19 protein-coding genes are annotated in these 20521 nt (G+C 71.7%); 5 read left to right on the forward strand and 14 right to left on the reverse strand.

Going from position 1 to position 20521, the window contains the following annotated elements; translation table 11 throughout:
- Positions 1-31 precede the first annotated feature (31 nt).
- From OG370_RS08770 to OG370_RS08795, 6 genes are all read right to left on the reverse strand, one after another.
- Positions 32-883, reverse strand: coding sequence for a GNAT family N-acetyltransferase (locus tag OG370_RS08770; protein ID WP_328462295.1), 852 nt, complete (start codon positions 881-883; stop codon positions 32-34).
- A 118-nt stretch (positions 884-1001) separates the two neighbouring features.
- A complete protein-coding gene (locus tag OG370_RS08775; RefSeq protein ID WP_328462297.1) occupies positions 1002-1766 on the reverse strand; it encodes an alpha/beta hydrolase in 765 nt (254 codons plus the stop codon).
- A gap of 206 nt (positions 1767-1972) precedes the next feature.
- A complete protein-coding gene (locus tag OG370_RS08780; RefSeq protein WP_328462299.1) occupies positions 1973-2575 on the reverse strand; it encodes a 3'-5' exonuclease in 603 nt (200 codons plus the stop codon).
- 212 nt (positions 2576-2787) lie between these two features.
- A complete protein-coding gene (locus tag OG370_RS08785; protein WP_328462301.1) occupies positions 2788-3474 on the reverse strand; it encodes a M24 family metallopeptidase in 687 nt (228 codons plus the stop codon).
- Between the two features lie 125 nt (positions 3475-3599).
- The gene (locus OG370_RS08790; protein WP_328462303.1) at positions 3600-4559 is read right to left on the reverse strand and encodes an ROK family protein; all 960 of its coding nucleotides are present in this window, start codon (positions 4557-4559) and stop codon (positions 3600-3602) included.
- A gap of 95 nt (positions 4560-4654) precedes the next feature.
- Positions 4655-4942: a hypothetical protein gene (locus tag OG370_RS08795; protein ID WP_328462305.1), complete on the reverse strand. Its 288-nt coding sequence runs from the start codon at positions 4940-4942 to the stop codon at positions 4655-4657.
- A gap of 439 nt (positions 4943-5381) precedes the next feature.
- Between OG370_RS08795 and OG370_RS08800 the strand changes: the two genes are divergently transcribed.
- Entirely contained in the window at positions 5382-6404 is a 1023-nt protein-coding gene (locus OG370_RS08800; protein WP_328462307.1) for a LacI family DNA-binding transcriptional regulator, read from the forward strand.
- 97 nt (positions 6405-6501) lie between these two features.
- On the opposite strand, the gene OG370_RS08805 is transcribed toward OG370_RS08800, so the two are convergent.
- From OG370_RS08805 to OG370_RS08820, 4 genes are all read right to left on the reverse strand, one after another.
- Positions 6502-7344 carry a patatin-like phospholipase family protein gene (locus OG370_RS08805; RefSeq protein ID WP_328462309.1) on the reverse strand — a complete coding sequence of 281 codons (843 nt, stop codon included), beginning with the start codon at positions 7342-7344 and terminating at the stop codon, positions 6502-6504.
- Positions 7345-7489: 145 nt separating this feature from the next.
- On the reverse strand, positions 7490-8353 hold the full coding sequence (locus OG370_RS08810) for a carbohydrate ABC transporter permease (RefSeq protein ID WP_328462311.1): 864 nt from the start codon (positions 8351-8353) through the stop codon (positions 7490-7492).
- A complete protein-coding gene (locus OG370_RS08815) occupies positions 8350-9324 on the reverse strand; it encodes a carbohydrate ABC transporter permease (protein ID WP_328462313.1) in 975 nt (324 codons plus the stop codon). The genes OG370_RS08810 and OG370_RS08815 overlap by 4 nt, the downstream gene beginning before the upstream one ends.
- A 154-nt stretch (positions 9325-9478) precedes the next feature.
- Positions 9479-10801 (reverse strand): ABC transporter substrate-binding protein, encoded by a 1323-nt coding sequence (locus OG370_RS08820; protein ID WP_328462315.1) that lies wholly within the window; start codon positions 10799-10801, stop codon positions 9479-9481.
- Between the two features lie 426 nt (positions 10802-11227).
- Here OG370_RS08820 and OG370_RS08825 point away from each other — a divergent pair, with 426 nt between their 5' ends.
- The 3 genes from OG370_RS08825 (at position 11228) to OG370_RS08835 (ending at position 15275) form a co-directional block, all read left to right on the forward strand.
- Positions 11228-13699: a glycoside hydrolase family 2 protein gene (locus OG370_RS08825; protein ID WP_328462317.1), complete on the forward strand. Its 2472-nt coding sequence runs from the start codon at positions 11228-11230 to the stop codon at positions 13697-13699.
- Between the two features lie 262 nt (positions 13700-13961).
- On the forward strand, positions 13962-14315 hold the full coding sequence (locus tag OG370_RS08830) for a beta/gamma crystallin domain-containing protein (RefSeq protein WP_328462319.1): 354 nt from the start codon (positions 13962-13964) through the stop codon (positions 14313-14315).
- Positions 14316-14591: 276 nt separating this feature from the next.
- Entirely contained in the window at positions 14592-15275 is a 684-nt protein-coding gene (locus OG370_RS08835; RefSeq protein WP_328462321.1) for a hypothetical protein, read from the forward strand.
- 113 nt (positions 15276-15388) lie between these two features.
- Here OG370_RS08835 and add read toward each other — a convergent pair whose 3' ends face one another.
- On the reverse strand, positions 15389-16426 hold the full coding sequence (add, locus tag OG370_RS08840) for an adenosine deaminase (RefSeq protein WP_328462323.1): 1038 nt from the start codon (positions 16424-16426) through the stop codon (positions 15389-15391).
- Between the two features lie 294 nt (positions 16427-16720).
- A complete protein-coding gene (locus tag OG370_RS08845) occupies positions 16721-17392 on the reverse strand; it encodes a TetR/AcrR family transcriptional regulator (protein ID WP_328462325.1) in 672 nt (223 codons plus the stop codon).
- A gap of 84 nt (positions 17393-17476) precedes the next feature.
- On the opposite strand from OG370_RS08845, the gene OG370_RS08850 reads away from it, so the two are divergent.
- The gene (locus OG370_RS08850) at positions 17477-18397 is read left to right on the forward strand and encodes an alpha/beta fold hydrolase (RefSeq protein WP_328462327.1); all 921 of its coding nucleotides are present in this window, start codon (positions 17477-17479) and stop codon (positions 18395-18397) included.
- A gap of 19 nt (positions 18398-18416) precedes the next feature.
- On the opposite strand, the gene OG370_RS08855 is transcribed toward OG370_RS08850, so the two are convergent.
- Together OG370_RS08855 and OG370_RS08860 are read right to left on the reverse strand one after the other, a co-directional pair.
- Positions 18417-19721: an MFS transporter gene (locus OG370_RS08855; protein ID WP_328462329.1), complete on the reverse strand. Its 1305-nt coding sequence runs from the start codon at positions 19719-19721 to the stop codon at positions 18417-18419.
- Positions 19722-19788: 67 nt separating this feature from the next.
- Complete coding sequence (locus tag OG370_RS08860) at positions 19789-20394, reverse strand: ArsR/SmtB family transcription factor (RefSeq protein WP_328462331.1); 606 nt, start codon at positions 20392-20394, stop codon at positions 19789-19791.
- Between the last annotated feature and the right edge of the window lie 127 nt (positions 20395-20521).

Raw genomic sequence — 20521 nt, forward strand, 5'->3', positions numbered from 1 at the left:
CGCGTGAAGTGCGGTTCGGCGCGCGGGGGTTCTACGCGAAGTCGTACGTGGTGAAGTCGGCGAGGGGGCGGAAGCCGATGCGGCGGTAGAGGCGGTTGCTGGTGGGGTTGGCCGCGTCCGCGAACAGGACGACGTCGGTCGCGCCCGCGGAGAGTGCGGCGCGGCCGGCTGCGAGTGTCACGGCGGCCGCGTAGCCGTGGCCGCGCAGGCGGAGGGGGGTGTAGACGGGGTCCACGCGGATCTGGCCGGCGATCAAGGGCGTCCGGCCGGCCATGGCGACGGGGGCGCCGTCCGGGGTCTCCCAGAAGGTGTACTGCTTGCCGGCGAAACGTGTGGCGGCCCAACCGGCGGCGTCCACGGTGGTCGCCTCACCGACGGCGTCGACGAACTCGCCGCACCAGCGCACGATGTGCTCGTGGTCCTGGTCACCCGCCTCTCGGGCCCGGCCCGTGGGAAGCGGGTGGGGAGGGGTGAGCGAGGCGAGGCGGTACAGGTGGAGCCGGCTGAGGGGTGTCGGTGTCGCATCGGTGTGCCGCTGCCAGGCTTCGGCGAAGGCGGTGGCGGTGTCGTGGTCCGCGCTGACGCCGGTGAGGAGCCGACCGGTTCCGGCCAGGTGGGCGGCGAGGGCGTCGGCCTGCTCGGGGGTGAGCGGGGTGAGGTTCAGCCGGCGGAGGAGGTGGAGGACCGCACGGACCTCGCCCGCGCGCTCCAGCCGTCCGAAGACGGGTGCCACGCCACCGAAGGCGGCCGCTCCCCGGGTTCGCAGCGTCTCCATGACGGTCAGCGGAATCGTGTGCAGGGCGGGGCGCGAGCGCAGGAAGTCCCCTGCGTGGCGGAGGAGTTCGTCGATGTCGTCGGTGAGGTGCCACTCGTCCGGACCCATGGTCCAGGGTCCCCCGTGGACGGTTTCGCGTGCAAGTCTCCCATGCTCGGCCCCGCATGCTCGGCCCCGGGGTTCGGCGGTGGGCGCCCGCGCTGGGGCGGGCGCCCGGGGGATGGGGTCAGGCGGCCGGGGTGGCCGTGCTGCCGAGGTGGCGCACGAAGAAGCGGACCGCGCTGTCGGCCTCGAACCGCGGCAACTCCTTGTGCCTGCCGGAGTTGACGTGCAGCGTCTTGTGCTCCGAGCCGAAGGCGTCGAACAGCGCGAGGGCCGACGCGCGCGGGATGTGCTCGTCCTCCCACTGCATCGCGAACTCGATCGGTACGGTGATCCGCCGCGCCGGGTCGGCCAGGGCGTCGGGCCAGTGCAGCCCGAAGACCGCGGCGGTGATCCTGGGGTCGGCGGCCGTGAAGGGCACGCCGATCGCGGTGCCCATGTTCAGGCCGAAGTAGCCGACCGGCCCTTCCTCCCCGATCTCGGGGAGCGTCTGGAGCGCGTCCAGGGTCGCCCGCCACTCGGGCACGGCGCGTTCGGCCAGGTGGGCGTTGTAGCGGACGACGATCGGGCCCTCGGGCTCACCGGCCGCCCTCGCCCGGTACAGCTCGGCGATCTCCCGCTCGTCGTGCGCCGTACGCGGCCGGTCGCCGTGACCGGGCGCGTCGATGACGGCGACGTGGAAGCCGCCATCCGCCACGAGGCGCAGCGCACGCCCCGACATCGCCGGTGACTTCTTGTGGTTGCCGCCGCCGTGCCCCATCAGGACCAGCGGCGCGCGTCCGGCGCCGGATGACGGCGACCAGAGCACGCCGGGCACCCCGCCCACGGTGAAGTCCCGCTCCACCATGCCGTTCGACGACGACTCGGCGGTGAACTGCATTGCATACATAGGGTGTTGCCCTTCGAGAGTGCCTTGGGTTCGAGGCGCTCCCGACGACACCTACGTCAATCGCCCGACCGTGACGAGCGGAGGGAGCACCCACGCGGATACAGCGTTCACGGGTCTCACCTCCTCGGCCGATGTCACGGTGCCCGGACGCTAACAGCCCTCGCGCTGCCTCGGCCACTCCATTTCCGGGCTCGCGGAGCCGAGCGTCACCACAAGGTGGGGTCCTGTCGGGGGCCGGGGCCGCCGGGGAGGCCGGGGGGCACGGCGACGGCGACCAGGGCGGGCCAGGTCGGGTAGCGCCCGGCGAGCGCGAGGAGCAACCGGGCGGCCGCGTAGGCGTCGTAGATCGCGCGGTGGCGCCGCGCGGGGGCAGCCGTAAGGTCGAGGTGGAGATGGTCGATCAGGTGGTCGAGGGTGTACGACGGCAGGCCGGGCAGGGTGGTCCGGGCCAGCCGCAGCGTGTCGATGACGCCGTCGGGCGTCCAGCCGGGCAGGTGCGCGGACAGGGCGCGGTGGTCGACGTGGGCGTTGTGCGCGGCGATCCAGGCCGTGCCGAGCCGGCCCCGTACCTCTTCGGCGACCCGATCCCAGGCGGGGTGGCCGGCGAGGACGTCGTCGGTCAGGCCGTGCACCCGGCCGGCGCGCGGGGTCACGGGCCGGGGCGGGCGGATCAGCCACGCGCCCGCCGTGGCCGGGTCCGGCCGGCCGTCGCGGATCGGGAGGGCGGCGACCTCGACCAGGTCGGGCGGGGTGCGGCCGTTGCTCTCGACGTCGACGACGAGCAGCGGGGGCCAGGCGGTGAAGTCCATGCCGTGATCGTTCCACTACGGCGGGTTGCCGTCGGCCGGAGCCGCGCGCGTCACCGGAAGGGGGTGGGGGCCAACGGGTCAACCGAAGCCAACCGGGTCAACGGGGTCAAGGGGGTCAACCGGGTTCCCCGCAGCGGTCGTTGCTTCAACGGCTCCACCGGACTCCGCCGGGCTCCCGCCCACCGGGCTCCAGCGGCTTCGCCGAACCCACCTCACAGGTCGAGGAATTCCTCGTAGAACCCCCCGAACCCGCGCTCGCGGTCGACGAGATGGATCTCCAGAATCCAGTGCAGCAGCCGGCCCGCGTCGTCCGTGCGGCGCAGCGGCTTGCCGTTGGCGGGCACGATGTGGGAGTCGACGTCCGCGAAGTCGTCGTGTTCGGGCGGGAAAGCTCCGACCAGGTGGCCGACGTGCCAGCCGCCGAGCTGCCACCCCGCGTCGGCCGCCAGCCGTTCGACCTCGGCGTAGAGCTTCCTGCCGGTGATCTCGGGGTCCGCCTCGAAGGCGTGCCGGCCCGCGGCGAACACGAGCGGCAGGTCGTCGCGCAGGCGGCGCTTGACGGGGTCGTCGCCGAGGACGTAGGTCCGCCCGAAGTCGGCCTCGAACTCCTCGAAGATCGGCCCGAAGTCGGCGAACGCGATGTCGTCCGCGCCGATGATCCGGTCCGGCGGGTTCTCGCGGTACGGCAGGAGGGTGTTGGGCCCGGACCGTACGATCCGCTTGTGCCAGTAGTGCGTGGTGCCGAACATCTCGTTCGCCAGGTCGCGCACCCGGTCGCTGACCTCGCGTTCACCCAGGCCGGATGCGACCAGGTTGCGGGTCTCGATCTCGGCGAACAGCAGCGCCGCCTTGGCCTGAGCGTCCAACAGCCGCGCCGCGCACGTGGATTCGTCCGTCACCCCGCCCACCGTAGGAGCGCCTGCGGCGCCCCGGCAACCGGATTGGCCCGCGGTCGTGCCGCCGGCCGGAGCCGCCGCGCTGCCGCCGGCCCCGCCCGGCGGTACGACCCCGCGGCCCCCGCTCGTCAGTCCTGCGCGAGGGCGGCCGCGCCGAGGAGTCCGGCGTCGCCGCCGAGCGCGGAGAGCTGGACGGTGAGGCCGGCGAACGGCAGCGCGGCGTAGCGCACGAGGTGCGCGCGAATCCGCGGCAGCATCAGGTCGGCGGCGTGCATCACTCCCCCGCCCAGGACGGCGGTCTCCAGTTCCAGCAGGGTGGCGCAACCGGCGATGCCCGCGGCGAGGGCGCGCGCCGCGCGGTCGAACGCCGCCAGCGCCGGGACGTCGCCGCCGCGTGCCGCGTCCGCGACGGACCGGGTGCCGGCCGGCTCGCCACCGGCCGGTCGCCAGCCCGACGCGAGGGCGTGCCGAGTGATCCCCTCGCCCGACGCGAGCCGCTCCAGGCAGCCGCGGGAGCCGCAGGGGCAGTCCTCGCCCGCCAGATCCACGGTGACGTGCCCGAGGTGCCCGGCGTTCCCGGTACTGCCCGCCCGCACCCGGCCGTCGAGGATCAGGCCCGCGCCGACGCCGGTGGACACCACCATGCACAGGGCGTTCGCATGCCCACGCGCGGCGCCGAAGCGGTGTTCCGCGGCCGTCATGGCGATGGCGTCACCGTGGTAGACCACCCGCAGCCCCGCCAGCGCCGGCACCTCGCGCAGCGCTTTGAGCAGCGGATGGTCGCGCCAGGCGGGGATGTTCACCGGACTCGCGGTACCGAGCACCCGGTCGACCGGGCCGGCGCTGCAGACGCCGAGCGCCGTGGTGCGGCCCCACTCGGGGTGGTCCGCGAGCGCGAGCACGCAGTCGGTCACGGCACGCTGCACGACGGCGCCGTCCGTGGTGCGGGGCGTGTCCCGCCGGGCACGGGCGACGATACGGCCTTCGCCGGTCACCAGGGCCGAGGCGATCTTGGTCCCGCCGATGTCGAGGGCAGCGGTCAAGGGCCCCGCCGGCGTCTCGTCATGGCGCCGGTCGTGAGCAGGCATGGACGGGCCTTCCTTGGTCGGTGACGACAGGTTCGAGGTCGCGGGACGGGTCCCGGGGTGGCGGTGGTGCGGAGCCGCCCCGGGACCCGGGAGGGTCAGACGAGTTCGCGGGACATGCCCTGGTCGATCGCGGACCTGTCCATGTACCGGGTCTCGGTGTCGCCCGAGCCGCTGCCGTGGGTGAACAGGTCGTAGGAGGTGGCTGCCGCGAAGAAGGCGGTCCTGCCGTCCACACGGAAGTCGGTGCCGCAGCGCTGTACGAAGCCCGTGGCGCCTGCCGCTCCCGCTCGTGCGGAGCCGGTGAGTGACACCAGCGCCGCCACGGGGACCGTGACGGCCGCGGCCACCAGCGCGGTGGGCGATCGCTTCGCTCTCGACGTCACTTGCTCTCCCTGATCGCATGGCATGGGCGGGCCCGACGGGTGTGGGGACCCGGCCCCGACGCTCGTGTCCTGAGCGGTCGGGGGAACCGTTCGATGGAGCCGTCGGTCGAGGTGTCGGTGGGCTGCCGCCTTTACCGGTTAAGTCTTCAGCAAAGTGCCTGGATGCCGCACGCGTGTCAAGTAGTTGGGCAGAAACTCCCCGACCGCATCACCGTAGGGCCCGCGAAGGTGCCGTGTTGGTCTGCCTAGGTCACCTTTGCGACCGGAGCGTTGACCTGGCGGACCGGCGACCGCCGAGGCGCCGCGCCATGCAGGGACGATGATCAACTTAAGCGCTTTATGGACAGAGTCCGTCGGAGCGAACTACGTTGGTGCGGACGAATGTGACGTCGGGCTCGGGCTGCGTCGTCTCTGGCTGTGAGGAGTACGGGCTGTGTCCATGGAGGTCGGACGTCGGGTCACCATCCGCGACGTCGCGCGGCAGGCGGGAGTCTCTTCTGCGGCGGTGTCACTGGCCCTGAACGACAGACCCGGCGTGTCCGACACGACGCGCCGCCGGATCATGGAAGTGGCCGGCCGCCTGGGCTGGACGCCGAACACCGCCGCGGTCTCGCTGTCCGGCGCGCGGGTGCACACGATCGGGCTCGTGCTCGCCAAGCCCGCGGCGATGCTCGGCCGCGAGCCCTTCTACATGGAGTTCATCGCCGGCGTGGAGTCCGTGCTGGTCGAGCACGGCCACTCGCTACTGCTCCGGCTCGTCGACAGCGTCGAGGCGGAGGTGGAGGTGCAGCGCGAGTGGTGGCGCAGCCGGCGGGTCGACGGGAGCCTGCTGGTCGACCTGCGCGTGGACGACCCCCGGATCGAGCAGCTCGCGGCGGCCGGCCTGCCGGCGGTGGCGGTCGGCCACCCCTCCCTGGCGGGCCCCTTTCCCGCGGTGTGGACGGAGGACGCCGGTGCGATGGAGGAGGCCGTACGGTACCTGTTCGCGCTGGGACACCGTTCGGTGGCACGCGTGGGCGGCCCTGAGGCGCTCGGCCACAGCGCGCTGCGCACCGAGGCGTTCCTGGCCGTCGCCGCGGACCTGGGCATGGACGACGTACGCGTGATCCCGACCGACTTCTCCGGTGACGACGGCTCGCGGGTCACCCGCAAGCTGCTCGCTTCGGCGCACCGTCCGACCGCGATCATCTACGACAACGACATCATGGCCGTCGCGGGTCTGGGCGTCGCCACCGAGATGGACCTGGCCGTGCCGCGCGACCTGTCGCTGCTGGCCTGGGACGACTCCCAACTGTGCGAACTGGTCCGGCCCAAGCTGTCGGCGATGAGACACGACGTCTTCCGCTTCGGCGCCATCGTCGCCAGGACCCTCTTCGAGACGCTGAAGGGGGAGAAGCCGGAGTCGAAACCGGCTCCGGGCCCCGTCCTCGTGCCGCGGGGTTCCACGGCGCGGCCCGCGTAGGGCCTCCGGGCGTCGACCGTGATCGCGCCGGCGTGGCAGTCGTACGGTCCCGGGGGACGGGGCCGTATCGGGTCGGCGGATCAGCGAAGGAAGCGGATCAGGCCGTCGTCCACTCGATCGTCAGGCCACGACCCTGGGTGCGGCCCGCCGCCGCGGCCGGACCACGGGTGGACGGGTCCAGCGGGTTCTCGCCGATCGCCGTGTGCGACGCCTCGTCCGGCTCGACGACCACGACCTCGGCGCCGCCCGCGCGCAACTCGTCGACGGCCTGCGCCAGCGGCTTCTCGCTCGGCAGCAACTGGACGCTTCCCAGCGGGGAGAGCACCAGCACGCGGGAGGCGCCGGCGGCGTAGTCGGCGTTGTCGTTGGAGCGGACCCCGCCGTCGACGTACCTGCGCCCGTCGATCGTCACCGGCGGCCACACGCCGGGCACGGCGCAGCTCGCCGCGACAGCGTCGACGAGGTCCACGCCCGACGTCCTGTCGAACACCCGTGGCTCCCCGCTCTCCGCGTCCACCGCGACGATCTTCATCGCGCGGGCGGGCCAGTCGTACGACGGCAGGCGCGACTCGATCACCGCGCGTCGCTCCGCCTCCGGCACGGTGGTGGCGCCCCGTGCGAACGCGCCCACCGCGCGCCGGATCTCCTGCGCGGTCGTGGCCTCCCGCAGCACGGCCTCGATCTGCGCACCGAAGCCCGCCAGGTCCACCTCGACCATGATCTCGGCGGCCTGCGACTGCGGCTCGACCTGCCGGGCGTACAGCTCCGCCAGGCTCAGCCCGCTCCCGAGCTGCGCCGCGACGGTCGAGCCCGCGGAGGTCCCCACGATCAGGTCGGCCGCCGTGGCATCCTGACCCGCGTCGGCCAGCCCCGCCAGCAGACCGGTCATCCACGCCACCCCGGCGACGCCTCCGCCGCCCAGCACCAACGCCTCAGCCATGGCCATCCCCATCGTCGGTCGAATCGCTCCCCCGCACCCTAAGGCGCCGCGGCGCTCTCGCCGATCCCGGCCCCTCCGTGGCCCGCGCATTCGCGATCGGGCCCCCATGACCGGCGCGTTCGCCGGCCTGACCCGGCGGGCCTCGTTACTTGGTGGCCCCCTGGGTCAGGCCGTTGTAGATGTAGCGCTGGAGGAAGAGGAAGATCAGCAGCGTCGGCACGATCACGAGGATCGCGCCCGCGCAGATGTCCTGCCACTCGGCGCCGAACGGCCCCTTGAAGCGGAACAGCGAGGTCGAGATGGTGCCGAGATCGTCCGACGGCATGTAGAGGAACGGATAGTAGAAGTCGTTGTAGACGAGGATTCCCTTGATGATCACCACGGTGGCGATCGCGGGCTTGAGCAGCGGCATGATGATCGTCCAGTAGATCCGGAACGCCGAGGCGCCGTCGATCCGCGCGGCCTCGTCCAGCGACACCGGGATCGACCGCATGAACTGCAGGAAGACGTAGATCGACACGATGTCGGTGCCGGTGTAGAGCAGGATCGGCGCCCACCGCGTGTTGAACAGCCCCAGGTGGTTGATCACTTGGAAGGTGCCGACCTGCGTGGTCACCGAGGGCACGAGGGTGGCCACCAGGAACGCCGCGAGGATCGCCCGCCGGAACCGGAACCGGTACCGGTCGATCGCGTAGGCCGCGGCCGAGCCGATGAGCACGCTGCCGGCCACCGAGACGACGAGGATGAAGGCCGTGTTGAACAGGCCGCGCAGCATGTGCCCCTGGTCGAAGGTCACCTTGTAGTTGGAGAAGTTGAGCCAGTCGTGCGGCGGGGTCAGCGCGCCGCTGCCGTTCGCGATCTCCTTGTGGGTCTTCAGCGAGGTGAGGAAGACCGCGACCAGCGGCAGCACGATCACCACGCTGACCGCCACCAGCGACAGGTACTTCAGGGTCGGCGCGACCCACGCCGCCCGCGCGGGACGGCGGGCGGCAGCAGTTGGGGCACTCATGCCAGATCCGGTTTCTCGTCGGGAACGAGGCGACGCTGTACCCACGTCACCAGGAGCACGAAGCCGAGCAGCACCACGGCCATCGCCGACGCCAGCCCGGTCTTGTTGAATTCGAAGTTCACCTTGATCGTCTCGATCACGAAGGTCTCGCTCTTCCCCGATCCTCCGGTCATGATGTAGGGGATCTCGAAGACCGAGAGCGAGCCGGAGATGGCGAGGATGGCGCTGAGGCTGATGAGCGGCCGAAGGCTGGGCGCGATGATGTACCGGAACTGCGCCCACCTGTTCGCCCCGTCCAGGGCCGCGGCCTCGTAGAGTTCGCCGGGGATGGACTGTATTCCGCCGAGGAAGAGCACGAAGTTCAGGCCCATGTAGCGCCATACGGAAACGCCGGAGAGCGAGATGTTCACCAGGTCCGGGTTCCCCAGCCAGTAGTGCCTGCCGTGGAATCCGAACATCGACAGAAGGGTGTCCAGGGTTCCGCCGGACTGGAAGAAGTAGAGGAAGACCAGACCGATCGCGACCCCGTTGATGAGGTAGGGGAAGAAGAGAATCCCCTTGAAGAGGTTCCGTAGCCTGGTGTTGAAGCTGAGGACGGTGGCGAAGTACAGCGCCAGCACGAGTTGCAGCACCGACGCGACCAGGTAGTAGATGCTGACGTAGAAGACCTCGAAGAGCTCGGACCGGGTGAAGATCTCGGTGTAGTTCCGGAAGCCGACCCAGTTCCGCTCCGGGCTGATGCCGTCCCAGTTGGTGAAGCTGTACTCGATCATGTTGACGATCGGTACGTAGGTGAAGACGGCCAGCATGCCGACCGGCACGGCGAGGAAGAGCCACGGTGTCGCCCATGCCCATCGGGGCCGTGGTCCGCGGCCACCGGGCTCGGGCCGCCGTCGTGACGGCTCCCGTCCGCTGCGCGGCGGCGCGCCGGCCCGGTCGGCGGAGCCTGCGGTCGTACGGGTACTGCTCATGAGGGTTCGCTCCTCTGACTGCGGCGGTCGCGGCGACGGGGAGCGGGGGCGGGCCCGCTCCCCGTGCCTGGGTTGCTCGTCCCGGAACCTTGGGGTCGCGGCTCGCCGTACCTGAATTCCTGCTCCCCGTAACTGGGTTGGCCGGTCCGCCGCCCTACAGTCCGGCGCCCTGCCGGCCGGACTTCCACTTCTTCGACAGGCCGGACAGGATCGAGTCGAGGCTGCCGCCTCCCGCCCCGCGCGCCGCGTCGATCAGCTTCTGCCGGTAGTCCGGCGCCTGGAGGCCGACTTCGGACGCCTTGTCGATGGTGTTGACCTGCGGGGTCTTCGACTGGCTCTCCACGATCAGCTTCACACCGGCGGACTCGAAGGGCTTCAGGATGCCGGGCAGGGTCGCGCCCTTGACGCTGGAGATGCCGGAACTGGCGGTGGCGAAGCCGGACTTGTCGACCACCCAGTCGATCCACGCCCGAGCGGCCGCCTTGTGGCCGGAGTGGATGTTGATGCCGTACTGGTAGTCGGGGGCCTCGACCGAGCAGTACTTGCCGCCGACCTGCGCGGGGAAGGGCAGGTAGCCGATGTCCTGCGGGTCGACGCCGGCCTTCTTCGCGGCGAGCTGCATCTGCGGGACGGCCCAGGTCCCGAGCCACATCGAGGCCACCTTGCCCGTGGCCAGCAGGTTCTTGGAGTTCTCCCAGTTCGTGGTGGTCGGGTCGTCCTCGGACAGCTTGTCGTGCACGATGCCGTACAGCAGGCTGTCGCCGGTGCGCAGATCGCTGCCGGAACGCCACGGGTCCTGCGTGGTCAGGTCGTTGCTCGCCTGCGGGTCGCAGGTCGCCGACCCGAGGACGTTGGTCCACGCGGTCAGCGGCCAACCGTCCTTGTAGTTGGTGTAGTAGGGCGTGGCCTTGGTCTTCGACTTGATGCTGTTCAGGTCGGAGAGGAACTGCGCCGGTGTCGTCGGCCAGGTCGTGATGCCGGCCTGAGTCCACACCTTCTTGTTGTAGACGAAGCCGTTGGCGGAGGCGAACGAGACGATGCCGTACGTCTTGCCGTCGACCGTGCCGGAGTCCGTGAAGTCGTACTTCGCGGCGAGGTCGGCGGCGCTGCCCAGCGGGGAGAAGAACTTGGGGTAGTCCGTGCGGGCGACGGCGGTGGGGATGAGCAGCACGTCGCCGTAGTTCTTGGTGTTCATGCGGATCTTGACCTCGCCCTCGTAGTCGGTCAGACCCTGGAACTTGACGTGGACCTTGGGATAGACCTTCTCGAACTGCGCGGCGTACTTCTTCATGGTGCCGTCGCCGATGAGGTCGGTGCGGTTGGTCAGCACGGTGATGGTGCCGGACACGGACGCCGGGTCCGACGGAGCTGTCGCGACGGCCGTGTCGGAGCCACCGCTGCCCGACGAGGAACAGGCCGTCGCCGTGGCCGCGACGGCCATGGCCAGCGCCATCGCCGACAGAACACTTCTCCGCATGTGTCTCTCCTTCATCGCGCGCCCGCACATCGAGCCCCTGGCACCGAACACTGAAGCGGTTCAGTTCCCCGGCACTGTTCCACGCGGACTCCAGGCCGTAAAGAGGGCGAATCCCCCCCGATATCTAAACGTTACGAGGGCTGAATCCCATCGCTCGTCAACATCCGCTCCGAGCAGGCATTTTGTTGGCTCAACCGCTCCATGAAGGGCCAAGCGCCGAACATCACTGCCACACAGCAGCCCCACCACCAGGCGCAGTTCACCACTTTTGCCCACTCGCGGAAAGCCGAGTCTCGCGTGCCGCCCATTGCTACTAGAGCGGTTAATGGACAGAGTCCAGATGAACGCCTACGTTGGTCCGGAGCCGCCCGACCTCGCGGTACGGGCACCGACGACGTGAGCCGCTCTGATTCCGGGAGTCCCACCATGCTGGTCGTTTCACCCCTGCCCCACCCCTGGACGCTGCGGGCGGACCCCGCGGTCGACGACGCCGTTGCCGTGCCGGCGAGGGTGGCCGGCGCGGAGTTCGCGGCGCAGGTGCCCGGGTGCGTGCACACCGACCTGCTGGCCGCCCGCGCGATAGCCGACCCCTATGTCGACGACAACGAGAAGCGGTGCGCGTGGATCGGCCGCACCGACTGGTCGTACCGGACCCGACTGCCGGCCGCGGAGCCGGAGTTCGAGCGGACCGACCTGGTCTTCGAGGGGCTGGACACCTTCGCGACCGTGTCCGTGGGCGGCCGCCCGCTCGGCGAGACCGCGAACATGCACCGCCGGTACCGCTTCGACGTCTCCGCGCCGACCGCCGGCGGCGCGGCCGACCTGGTCGTGGCGTTCGCCTCGGCGTACCGGGTGGCCGAAGCGCTCAAGGACGAACTCGGCGCCCGGCCCAACGCCTATCCGGAGCCCTTCAACTACGTGCGCAAGATGGCGTCCAGCTTCGGCTGGGACTGGGGGCCCACGCTGGTCACGGCGGGGATATGGCGCCCGGTGCGGATCGAGCGGTGGAGCACGGCCCGGCTCGACTCGGTGGCGCCGCAGGTCACCGTGGTGGGCGGGGACGGCAGGGTGCGCGTGGAGGTGGGCTTCGAGCGGACTGCCGCGGGCGGCGCCCGGGAGCTGCGGCTGGACGCGGCGGTGGCCGGCGTGCGGGCGACGGTGGCGGTTCCCGCGGGCGCGGCCAGGGCGACGGTCGAACTCGACGTGCCCGCGCCCGAGTTGTGGTGGCCGCACACGCTCGGCGCCCAGCCGCTCCACGCGTTGACCGTGGACCTGGCCGACGCCGACACCGGGGAGCCGCTCGACAACTGGAGCCGGCGGATCGGCTTCCGTACCGTGGAGCTCGACACCGCCGAGGACGAGGGGGGTTCGGCGTTCCGGTTCGTCGTCAACGGCGTGCCGGTGTTCACCCGCGGGGTCAACTGGATTCCCGACGACGCGCTCGTGTCGCGCATGACCGCCGACCGCTACCGGGAGCGGCTGGCCCAGGCGAAGGAGGCCAACGTCGACCTGGTCCGGGTGTGGGGCGGCGGCATCTACGAGGACGCCGCGTTCTACGACGCGTGCGACGAACTCGGCCTCATGGTCTGGCAGGACTTCCTCTTCGCGTGTGCCGCGTACCCCGAAGAGGGGCCGCTGCCCGCGGAGATCGAGGCGGAGGCCCGCGACAACGTCGTACGCCTGATGCCGCACGCCTCGCTGGTGCTCTGGAACGGCAACAACGAGAACCTGTGGGGCCACGAGGACTGGGCGTGGAAGGAGGAGTTGGCCGGGGCCTCCTGGGGGCGCGGCTACTACCTCGACCTGCTGCCGCGGGTGGTCGCCGAACTCGACCCGACCCGGCCGTACTGGGCGGGCTCGCCGTGGTCGGGCTCGGAGGCGATCCATCCCAACGACGCCCGGCACGGCACCGCGCACCGCTGGGAGGAGTGGAACCGCCGCCCCTACACGGACTACCTCGCGGACGTGCCGCGGTTCGTCGCGGAGTTCGGCTGGCAGGCGCCGCCCGCGATGGCCACCATCACGCAGTCCGTGCACGACCGGCCGCTCGGCGCCGACAGCCCCGGCATGCTGCACCACCAGAAGGCGGAGGACGGCAACGGGAAACTTCTCCGCGGGCTGGCACCGGTCTTCGGCGAACCGCGGTCGTTCGACGAGTGGCATTACCTGACGCAGCTCAACCAGGCCCGCGCGGTGGCCACCGGGGTCGAGCACTGGCGTGCCAACTGGCCGACCTGCGCCGGTACGGTGCTGTGGCAGCTCAACGACTGCTGGCCGGTGACCTCTTGGGCCGCCGTCGACAGCTACGGCCGCCGCAAACCGCTCTTCCACGAGTTGCGCCGTCTCTACGCCGACCGGCTGCTCACGTTCCAGCAGGGCGAGGACTCCCCGCGGCTGGTGGCGGTGAACCAGGCCGCGCGGCCCTGGACCGCCGTGATCGAACTGCGGCGGGTGCACGCCGACGGAAGCGTGGCCGGACACGCGGTCGTCCGCGCCGAGGTGGCGCCCCGCGGCGTGTCGCACTTCCCCGTCCCCGCCGAGCTGCTGCCTCTCGACGGGCACAAGGAGTTCCTCGTCGGCGACTGCGACGGGCTGCGGGCGCTGTGGTTCGGGGCCGCTGACAAGGACTTCGCCTACCCGCGGGCCGACTTCTCCGTGGAGGTCGTCCGGTCGCGCCAGGAGACCCGGGTCGAGGTGACCGCGCACAGCCTCGTACGCGACCTGCTGCTGCAGGCGGACCGGCTGCACCCTGACGCCGAGACCGACCAGGGCAGGGTCACCCTGCTGCCCGGGGAGCGCGCGGTCTTCCGTGTGACCGGCTGGCCGGCGCCGAACGGGGAGGCGGCGAACGCGCAGGCGGCGAGCGCCGCACTGTTCTGCGTCAACGGGGGTTCCTAGGGTCGGTCGCCCGGGCCGCCACGGTCGGGTGATGTTTCGGCGCGGCGGTCCGGACACGGAGTGTTACCGCCCAACTGCGCGTGGCGATCGCTACGTTGAGTGCATCGGGTCCTCCGGCCGCCTCCCTGACAGGTGCGGCCGGAGGGGCCGGCCTGGTGCGCGACCGGTCCTCTGCCGGCTCGACGAAGCACCGTTCCGCCATGGCGCGACGTCGCCGACAGGGCCGGCAGGTGCGCCGGTCCGCGCAGGCAAGGAGAAATCCGTGATCTCGAAAGTCAAGAAGGTGGCGCGGTCCCTGGCTCTCGCGCTCGCCGCGGCCGCCACGCTCACACTGGGCGTGCCCAGCGGCAACGCCTTCGCCATCGACCACGTCGAGTGCGTCGGCGGGGAGAACTTCCTGAAGATCTACTCGCACCTCGACGGGCAGCAGAGCGTGGACTGCTACGCGAACGCCGGGCGGACCGACTTCGGCGGATGGTGGGTCGACCGGATCGTCACGGGCAACAACGACCTGATCTACTACGACGCCAACGGCGACTCGGTGAGGATCGATCGCTGGCACGACATCACGTTCCCGAACAACCCCCCGAAGGTCGCCTCCATCCAGATCCTCTGACGCGACGATCTGCCGTGTCGGCGTCGGACCGCGGGGAACTCCCGTCCACGCGGCACCTTTGATCCGCGGTCCGATCCCCACTCGGGTTCCCGGCTCGGGTTCCCCGGTCAGCTTCCCGCTCGGGTTCCCCGGTCGATTTCCGGCCAGGTTGATGACGTCTTTACCCGGTGATGACCATTCGCATCACTTCCCACTAGGGTCACTTCAGTTCCACAGCCCGGTGCCGCACGGTCGTCGTCCGGCGCTTCATCGACCTGTCGATTGGACTGGTGTGAAGTGACCCTCAAGTATCGCCATCTGCTCGGCCGTTCCCTGGCGACGGCACTCCGGAGCCGGCTCGCCGCCGCGGTGGGGGTGGTCGCGCTGCTGGCGGCCGTCCTCACCGGCACCGCCGCCGGCACGGCCGGTGCGGCGCCCCGGACGCCCCAGGCGGCACCGGTCGCCGCCTCCTCCCCCTCCGCGTCCTCCGCCTCGACCCCCGAAGCCGCCACTCCGGCGGACGTCACTCCGGCGGACGCCGGATGGGTCTGCCCCGGCACGCCCATACCGGCGGGCTACGTGATCACCAGCCGCGCGGCCAACGGGTGCAACGGCGCCGGCGCCTGGTACATCCAGCCCGTGCAGAACGGCATCTGGATCTGCGCCACGTCACCGATCCCCACCGGCTACGTCCTCACCATGCACACCGCCAACGGCTGCAACGCCAACATCGACACCTGGTTCCTGGAGCTGGCCCGCGACGGCCAGTACGTCTGCGCGGGCTCGCCGATCCCGACCGGCTACGTGCTCACCGGCCACATCAGCACCGGCTGCGGCAACATCGGCATCTGGTACCAGCAACTCGCCCGCGTCGGCGAGTACATCTGCCCCGGCGTACCCGTACCGCCCGGCTTCCGCACCGACGTCTTCAACGCGAGCATGTGCAGCGGCCTCGGGGGCTGGCTCCTCCTGAGCGCCTGACCCACCGAGCCCCACCAGAAGGCACCGCGCCCCCCGCGGTGCCTTCCGGCGTACGCACCCCCGAAATTCGCCCCGCCTTCCTGGTGAACGCCCCGCGCGGGCCGGCGCGGACGTCAGCCGAGCCAGGCGTCGACGCCCGCGGTGGCCGCCGTGATCGACTCGGCCGGCGCGTCGCTGGTTTCGAGCGAGGAACGGGCGATCGCGGCGAGCTGGTGGTCCGTGAGCCCGAGTACCGCGCGGGCGGTCCGGTACTCGTCGGTGAGCGACGCCCCGAACATCAACGGGTCGTCCGTCCCCAGCGAGCACCGGACACCCGCTTCCAGCAGCCGGGGCAGCGGGTGCCGGGCCAGGTCGGGGACCAGACCCAGCACCCGGTTGGAGGTCAGGCAGACGTCCAGCGAGACGCCCCGCGCGGCCAGGAGTTCCAGCAGGGCGAGGTCCTCCACGGCGCGGATGCCGTGCGCGATGCGGGTCGCGCCGAGGCGGTCGACCGCCGCGCGGACGCTGTCGGGTCCGCGGAGTTCTCCGGCATGCGGCGCCGACGTCAGTCCTGCGGTACGGGCGATGGCGAACGCCTCCGCGAACTCCCCGGTGCCGCGGGCCCCTTCGTGGCCGGTCAGCCCCAGCGCGTGGACGCCGCGCCCCGCGTACCGGGCGGCGAAGCGCGCAAGCCGCACGGCGGCCGCGGGGGTCGCGTGGCGGGACACCGCCAGGGTCAGCCCGAACCCGACGCCGCAGCGCGCGCCCGCCTGCCGGCCCGCGTCGAGGACCAGGTCCAGGACGTCCTCCGGCGCTCCGAAGTGCGCGTAGGAACGCGGGTCGAAGTGCGGCTGGACCCAGACGCCGCCGTCGGCCGCGGTGTCCTCCACCAGTTCGGTCACCACCCGCCGCAGGTTGGCGGGGCGGTCCGACGTCGCGTCGAAGGCCGCCGCGTAGACCTGCTGGAAGCCCTCGAAGTCGGCGAACCCCCGCGGGTCGGGGGCCTCACGTCCGGCATCCGACGCGAGTTCCGCCAGCGTGGCCGGGCGCATGGCCGCCAGCAGGTGAAGGTGCAGTTCCGCCTTGGGCAGCGCCCTCGGGTCACGCCCCGACGCGACCGCCCCGGCCCCGGTTCCGGTCCAAGTCCCGGCTCCGGGCTGCTCGTTCGCCACGGCGCAACACCGCCTGTCCTGATGCATCGGCCATCCCCTCCTGACGGGAGGACAGTAGGGCCGTCGGGACTCGTAAGGCCAGGTCACCGCCGTTGTCGGGATCGCGTGGGAGCGTTCCTGCGCCGCTCGGAGCAGAGCCGGCACGGCCCCCCACCGGCCGCACCGCGAACCGCTGCCCACACCCGCTCCACCGGCTGCCACGGGCCCTTCCCGGCCGGCGCCCAGCCACCTTTGAGACCCGCGCCGCCAAAGCGCGTGATCGCCCGCGGCGGATGCCGGTGAACGCCGTGGACGTCAGCCCAGTACGCCGGCGAGGGTGCGGGCGAGGACGGTGTCGAAGCGGTCGCGGGGTTTGCCGTGGGGCGGGGAAGCCGCGAGGAGGGCGGTGATGCGGGGGTGGTCGCCCGCGGCGGCGACGTGGTGGAGGTAGGCGGCCTGGCGTGCGGCGCCGGTGTCCGCGGCAGCCATCTCGTTCTGTACGAACAACGCGGTCAGACCACTGAGGAGGGCGAACGCCTCGAACTTGCGCGCGGGGCCGGCCGGGTGGTCGGCGAGCACGTCGAGCACGTGCTCCAGGAGGTCGATCCCGTGGGGGCCGAGCGTGGGACGGCTCATGACCATGGCGGGCAGCCACGGGTGGCGGCGCATGATCTGCCGGGCCTGGTGGGCGATGGCGAGCAGATCGGCCTTCCAGTCGCCGCTGGCCGCGGGCAGGTCGTACTCGCTCGCGGTGCTGTCGGTCATCAGGTCGAGCAGGTCGTCGCGGGTGGCCACGTAGCGGTAGAGCGAGGCGGCGCCGGTGCCCAGAGCCGACGCGACGCGGCGCATGGAGACCGCGTCCAGGCCCTCGCGGTCGGCCAGTTCCACCGCGGCGGCGGTGATCTCGGCGCGGCTGCGTTCGGCCGGGCGTCCGACCGCCGCCTGCTCCGGCCGCATCCAGATCACCGGCTCGTTCTGCCCTGCCACCGCCATCGCCACCTCCCGCGTTGCCGCCAGCCTATCTATCGCATACGCTGTTCGCGAACGACGTTTGCGAATGGGAGGGACACGATGACGCGCTATGCGCACAACGGCGAGATCCGGATCGCCTTCGAGGACCTGGGCGGTGCGGGCGGCGACCCGCTCCTGCTGGTCATAGGGCTGGGAACCTCACGGTTCTGGTGGCCGGACGGCCTGGTGGCCGAACTGGTCGGCCGCGGCTTCCACGTCGTGGCCTACGACCAGCGCGACGCGGGCGAGTCCACCCACCTGCCGGACCGGCGCGCCGGCTCGCCGTTCAAGGCCCTGCTGCGCCGCGACGCCCCCGCCTACGGCGCCGAGGACCTCGCCGACGACGCGGTCGCCGTCCTCGACGCCCTCGGCTGGCAGGGCGCCCACCTCTTCGGCCACTCGATGGGCGGACTCGTGGCGCAGCGCACCGCGATCCGCCACCCGAAGCGCGTGCTGAGCCTGATCACGTCCTCGGCCGTCCCCAGCGACGCGAAGGGCCTGAACGTCCTGCGCTACGTGCGCCTGCCGCTCCTGCCCCGGTTCTCCCGGCTCCACCACCCCGACACCCCTCAGGGCAACCTGGACCTGGCCGTCGCCGTCGCCCGCCTGCTCGCCGCGCCCGACCGGCACATCGACGAGCACGACGTGCGCGAGTTCGTGGACAAGGAGGCGGCACACCAGGTCACCAGCTTCCGCGACGCGAAGGCGCAGAGCCGCCAGATCGGCGCGAAGTGGCACGGCGGGCCGCTGGCCGGGATCACCGCGCCGACCCTGGTGCTGCACGGCGAACGCGACCCGCTGCTGCGTACGTCGGCCGCGCGCGCCATCGCCGCCGCAGTCCCCACCGCACGCCTGCGCCTCGTACCCGGCGTCGGCCACTTCCTCTTCCGCGCCGACTGGAGCACCTACGCCGACGAGCTGCGCACGCACGCCGACCGGGCCCCCGCGCAACCGCAGTTCACCGGCCCGGTGGAACCCTGACACCGCGGCCGGACATCCTTCAGCCGCTGCTTCCCGGCCCCGGACGATCCCCCGCCGCGACCGGTTCCGGCACGACCTTGATGCCGGGAACGGGGGACGGCAGCAGCAGCAAGCTGCCCGCCGCGCCGCAGACACCCGCGATCAGCAACGTCGGCCGCATGCCGATCCCCGTCGCCAGCCAGCCGCCGACCAGCGCGCCGAGCGGCCGGGAACCGTAGTTGATCGAGCTGTAGGCGCCGGCGATCCGGCTGCGCAGATGGTCGGGGGTCACGGCGGCCCTGAGCGAGTTGTTGCCGATGTCGAAGAACATCACGCCGAGTCCCGACAGGAACTCCGTCGCGCCGAGCAGCAGGAAGCTCTTCCCGTGCGGGCCGCCGGCCATGACGAGCAGCACCAGCGGGCTCGGGTACAGCGCGGCTCCCAGCATGATCGTCCGGCCGAGGCCGAGGACCCCGATGGCCCTGCGCGCCAGGACCGCGCCGGCCAGGCCGCCGACCGCTCCCGCCCCGAGGGAGAGTCCGATCATGCCCGCCGGCAGGCCCAACGCGCGGTTGGCGAACAGGATGACGATCGCCTGTGCGGCGTACATGAAGAAGTTCATCGTGGTCGAGCAGGCGAGGCTGGCGCGCAGCACCGGGTGCCGGAAGATGAACCGGGCGCCGGCGGCCATCCGCCTGCGCAACGGCAGGTGGGAGTCCGAGGCGGGCGGCAGCCCCTCCGTCCTGATCCGGCTGATCATGGTCGCGGAGAACAGGAAGGAGACCGCGTCCACGGCCGCCGCGACGGGTGCGGTGATCGCCTGGATGAGGGCGCCGCCGACCGCGGGCCCGACCACGTACGACAGCGAACGGCTCATGTTCAGCCGGCTGTTGGCCGCCACGTAGCCGGTCCGCGGTATCAGCGTCACGAAGAACGCCGGGTACGCGACGTCGAACACCGTCTGCCCCACCCCGGTCACCGCGCCGACGACGTACAGCTGCCCGAGCCCGAGCGCGTGCGCCCCGTAGGCGACCGGCAGGCTCAACAGGGCGGCGGCGCGCGTCACATCGGCCGCGATCATCATCAGCCGCTTGTGGGTGCGCGAGTCGATCCAGGCGCCGACCACCGGCGCGACGGTGTTCGGCAGCCAGATCAGCGCCGTCAGCAGCGCGGCCTGCCGGGCGTCCGCGTGCAGCAGTGCCACCGCGATGAGCGGCAGCGCCAGCTCGCTGATCCGGTCGCCGAACTGCGAAACGGTCTGGCCCGACCAGAAGATGGCGAACCGGCGGTCGGTCCGCGCGCCCGCCCCGGCGGTGCTCGGTGCCGCAGGCGCTACCTGATGCACGGGGACCACCCCGGATCGGCAACAGCTCGGGCCGCCAACTGCCGTACGAGCAGCGGACGGTGGTCCTTCATCGCTCCTCCGCGGGCACGGGCGGCGAGACCGTGACGATCCGGGTGAACTGCACGTGCCGACTGCCCGGCGGGCGGGTCGACTTGTCGTCGATAGGACGCTCGTCGACGTACCGCTGGAGCAGGTCCGCCATCTGCCCGGCCACGTCGGCGAGTTCGTCGGCGGTGAGGTAGACCCCGGTGTGGTCGATGCCGGCGTGCTCCCGCCAGTTCGGCTCCTCGGCGGGCCGCTGCCGCTGCCACGTGGCGAGTTGGTCGAGGGCGCGTTCGGCGAGGAGTTGTTCGAGGACGCTCACCGCGGCATCGCCCTCCGGCGTGAGTTCCGCACCGCGCCACGACTGCGAGGTCGACACCAGCCGCCACGGCCGCTCGCGGTTGTCCTTGCTCGGCGCGGGCTCCACGAAGTCGTACTTGGCCAGTTGACGGAGGTGGTGCGAGGTCAGGGCCTGGCTGATCCCGAGCCGACGCGCGGCCTCGGCCGCGGTCATCGGTCCCTCCCTGCCGAGCAGGGCCCGCAGTTCCAGCCGGACGGGGTGTGCCATCGCCCGGATCGCCAGCGGGTCGTCCAGGAACCGTGCCCGCCGCGGATCTCTCTCCAAGGACATGCTTGGAATATGGGCCGCGCTTCCGGCAATGTCAAGCATGTGCTTGGAATATGCTCGGCCCGACTCCCCCCGAGCGGCAACGCCGATGTCCGCACGCCGAGCCCTGCGAGGGCCGGCTACAGCCGCC

This window comes from Streptomyces sp. NBC_00448 (assembly GCF_036014115.1).
Lineage (GTDB): Bacteria > Actinomycetota > Actinomycetes > Streptomycetales > Streptomycetaceae > Actinacidiphila.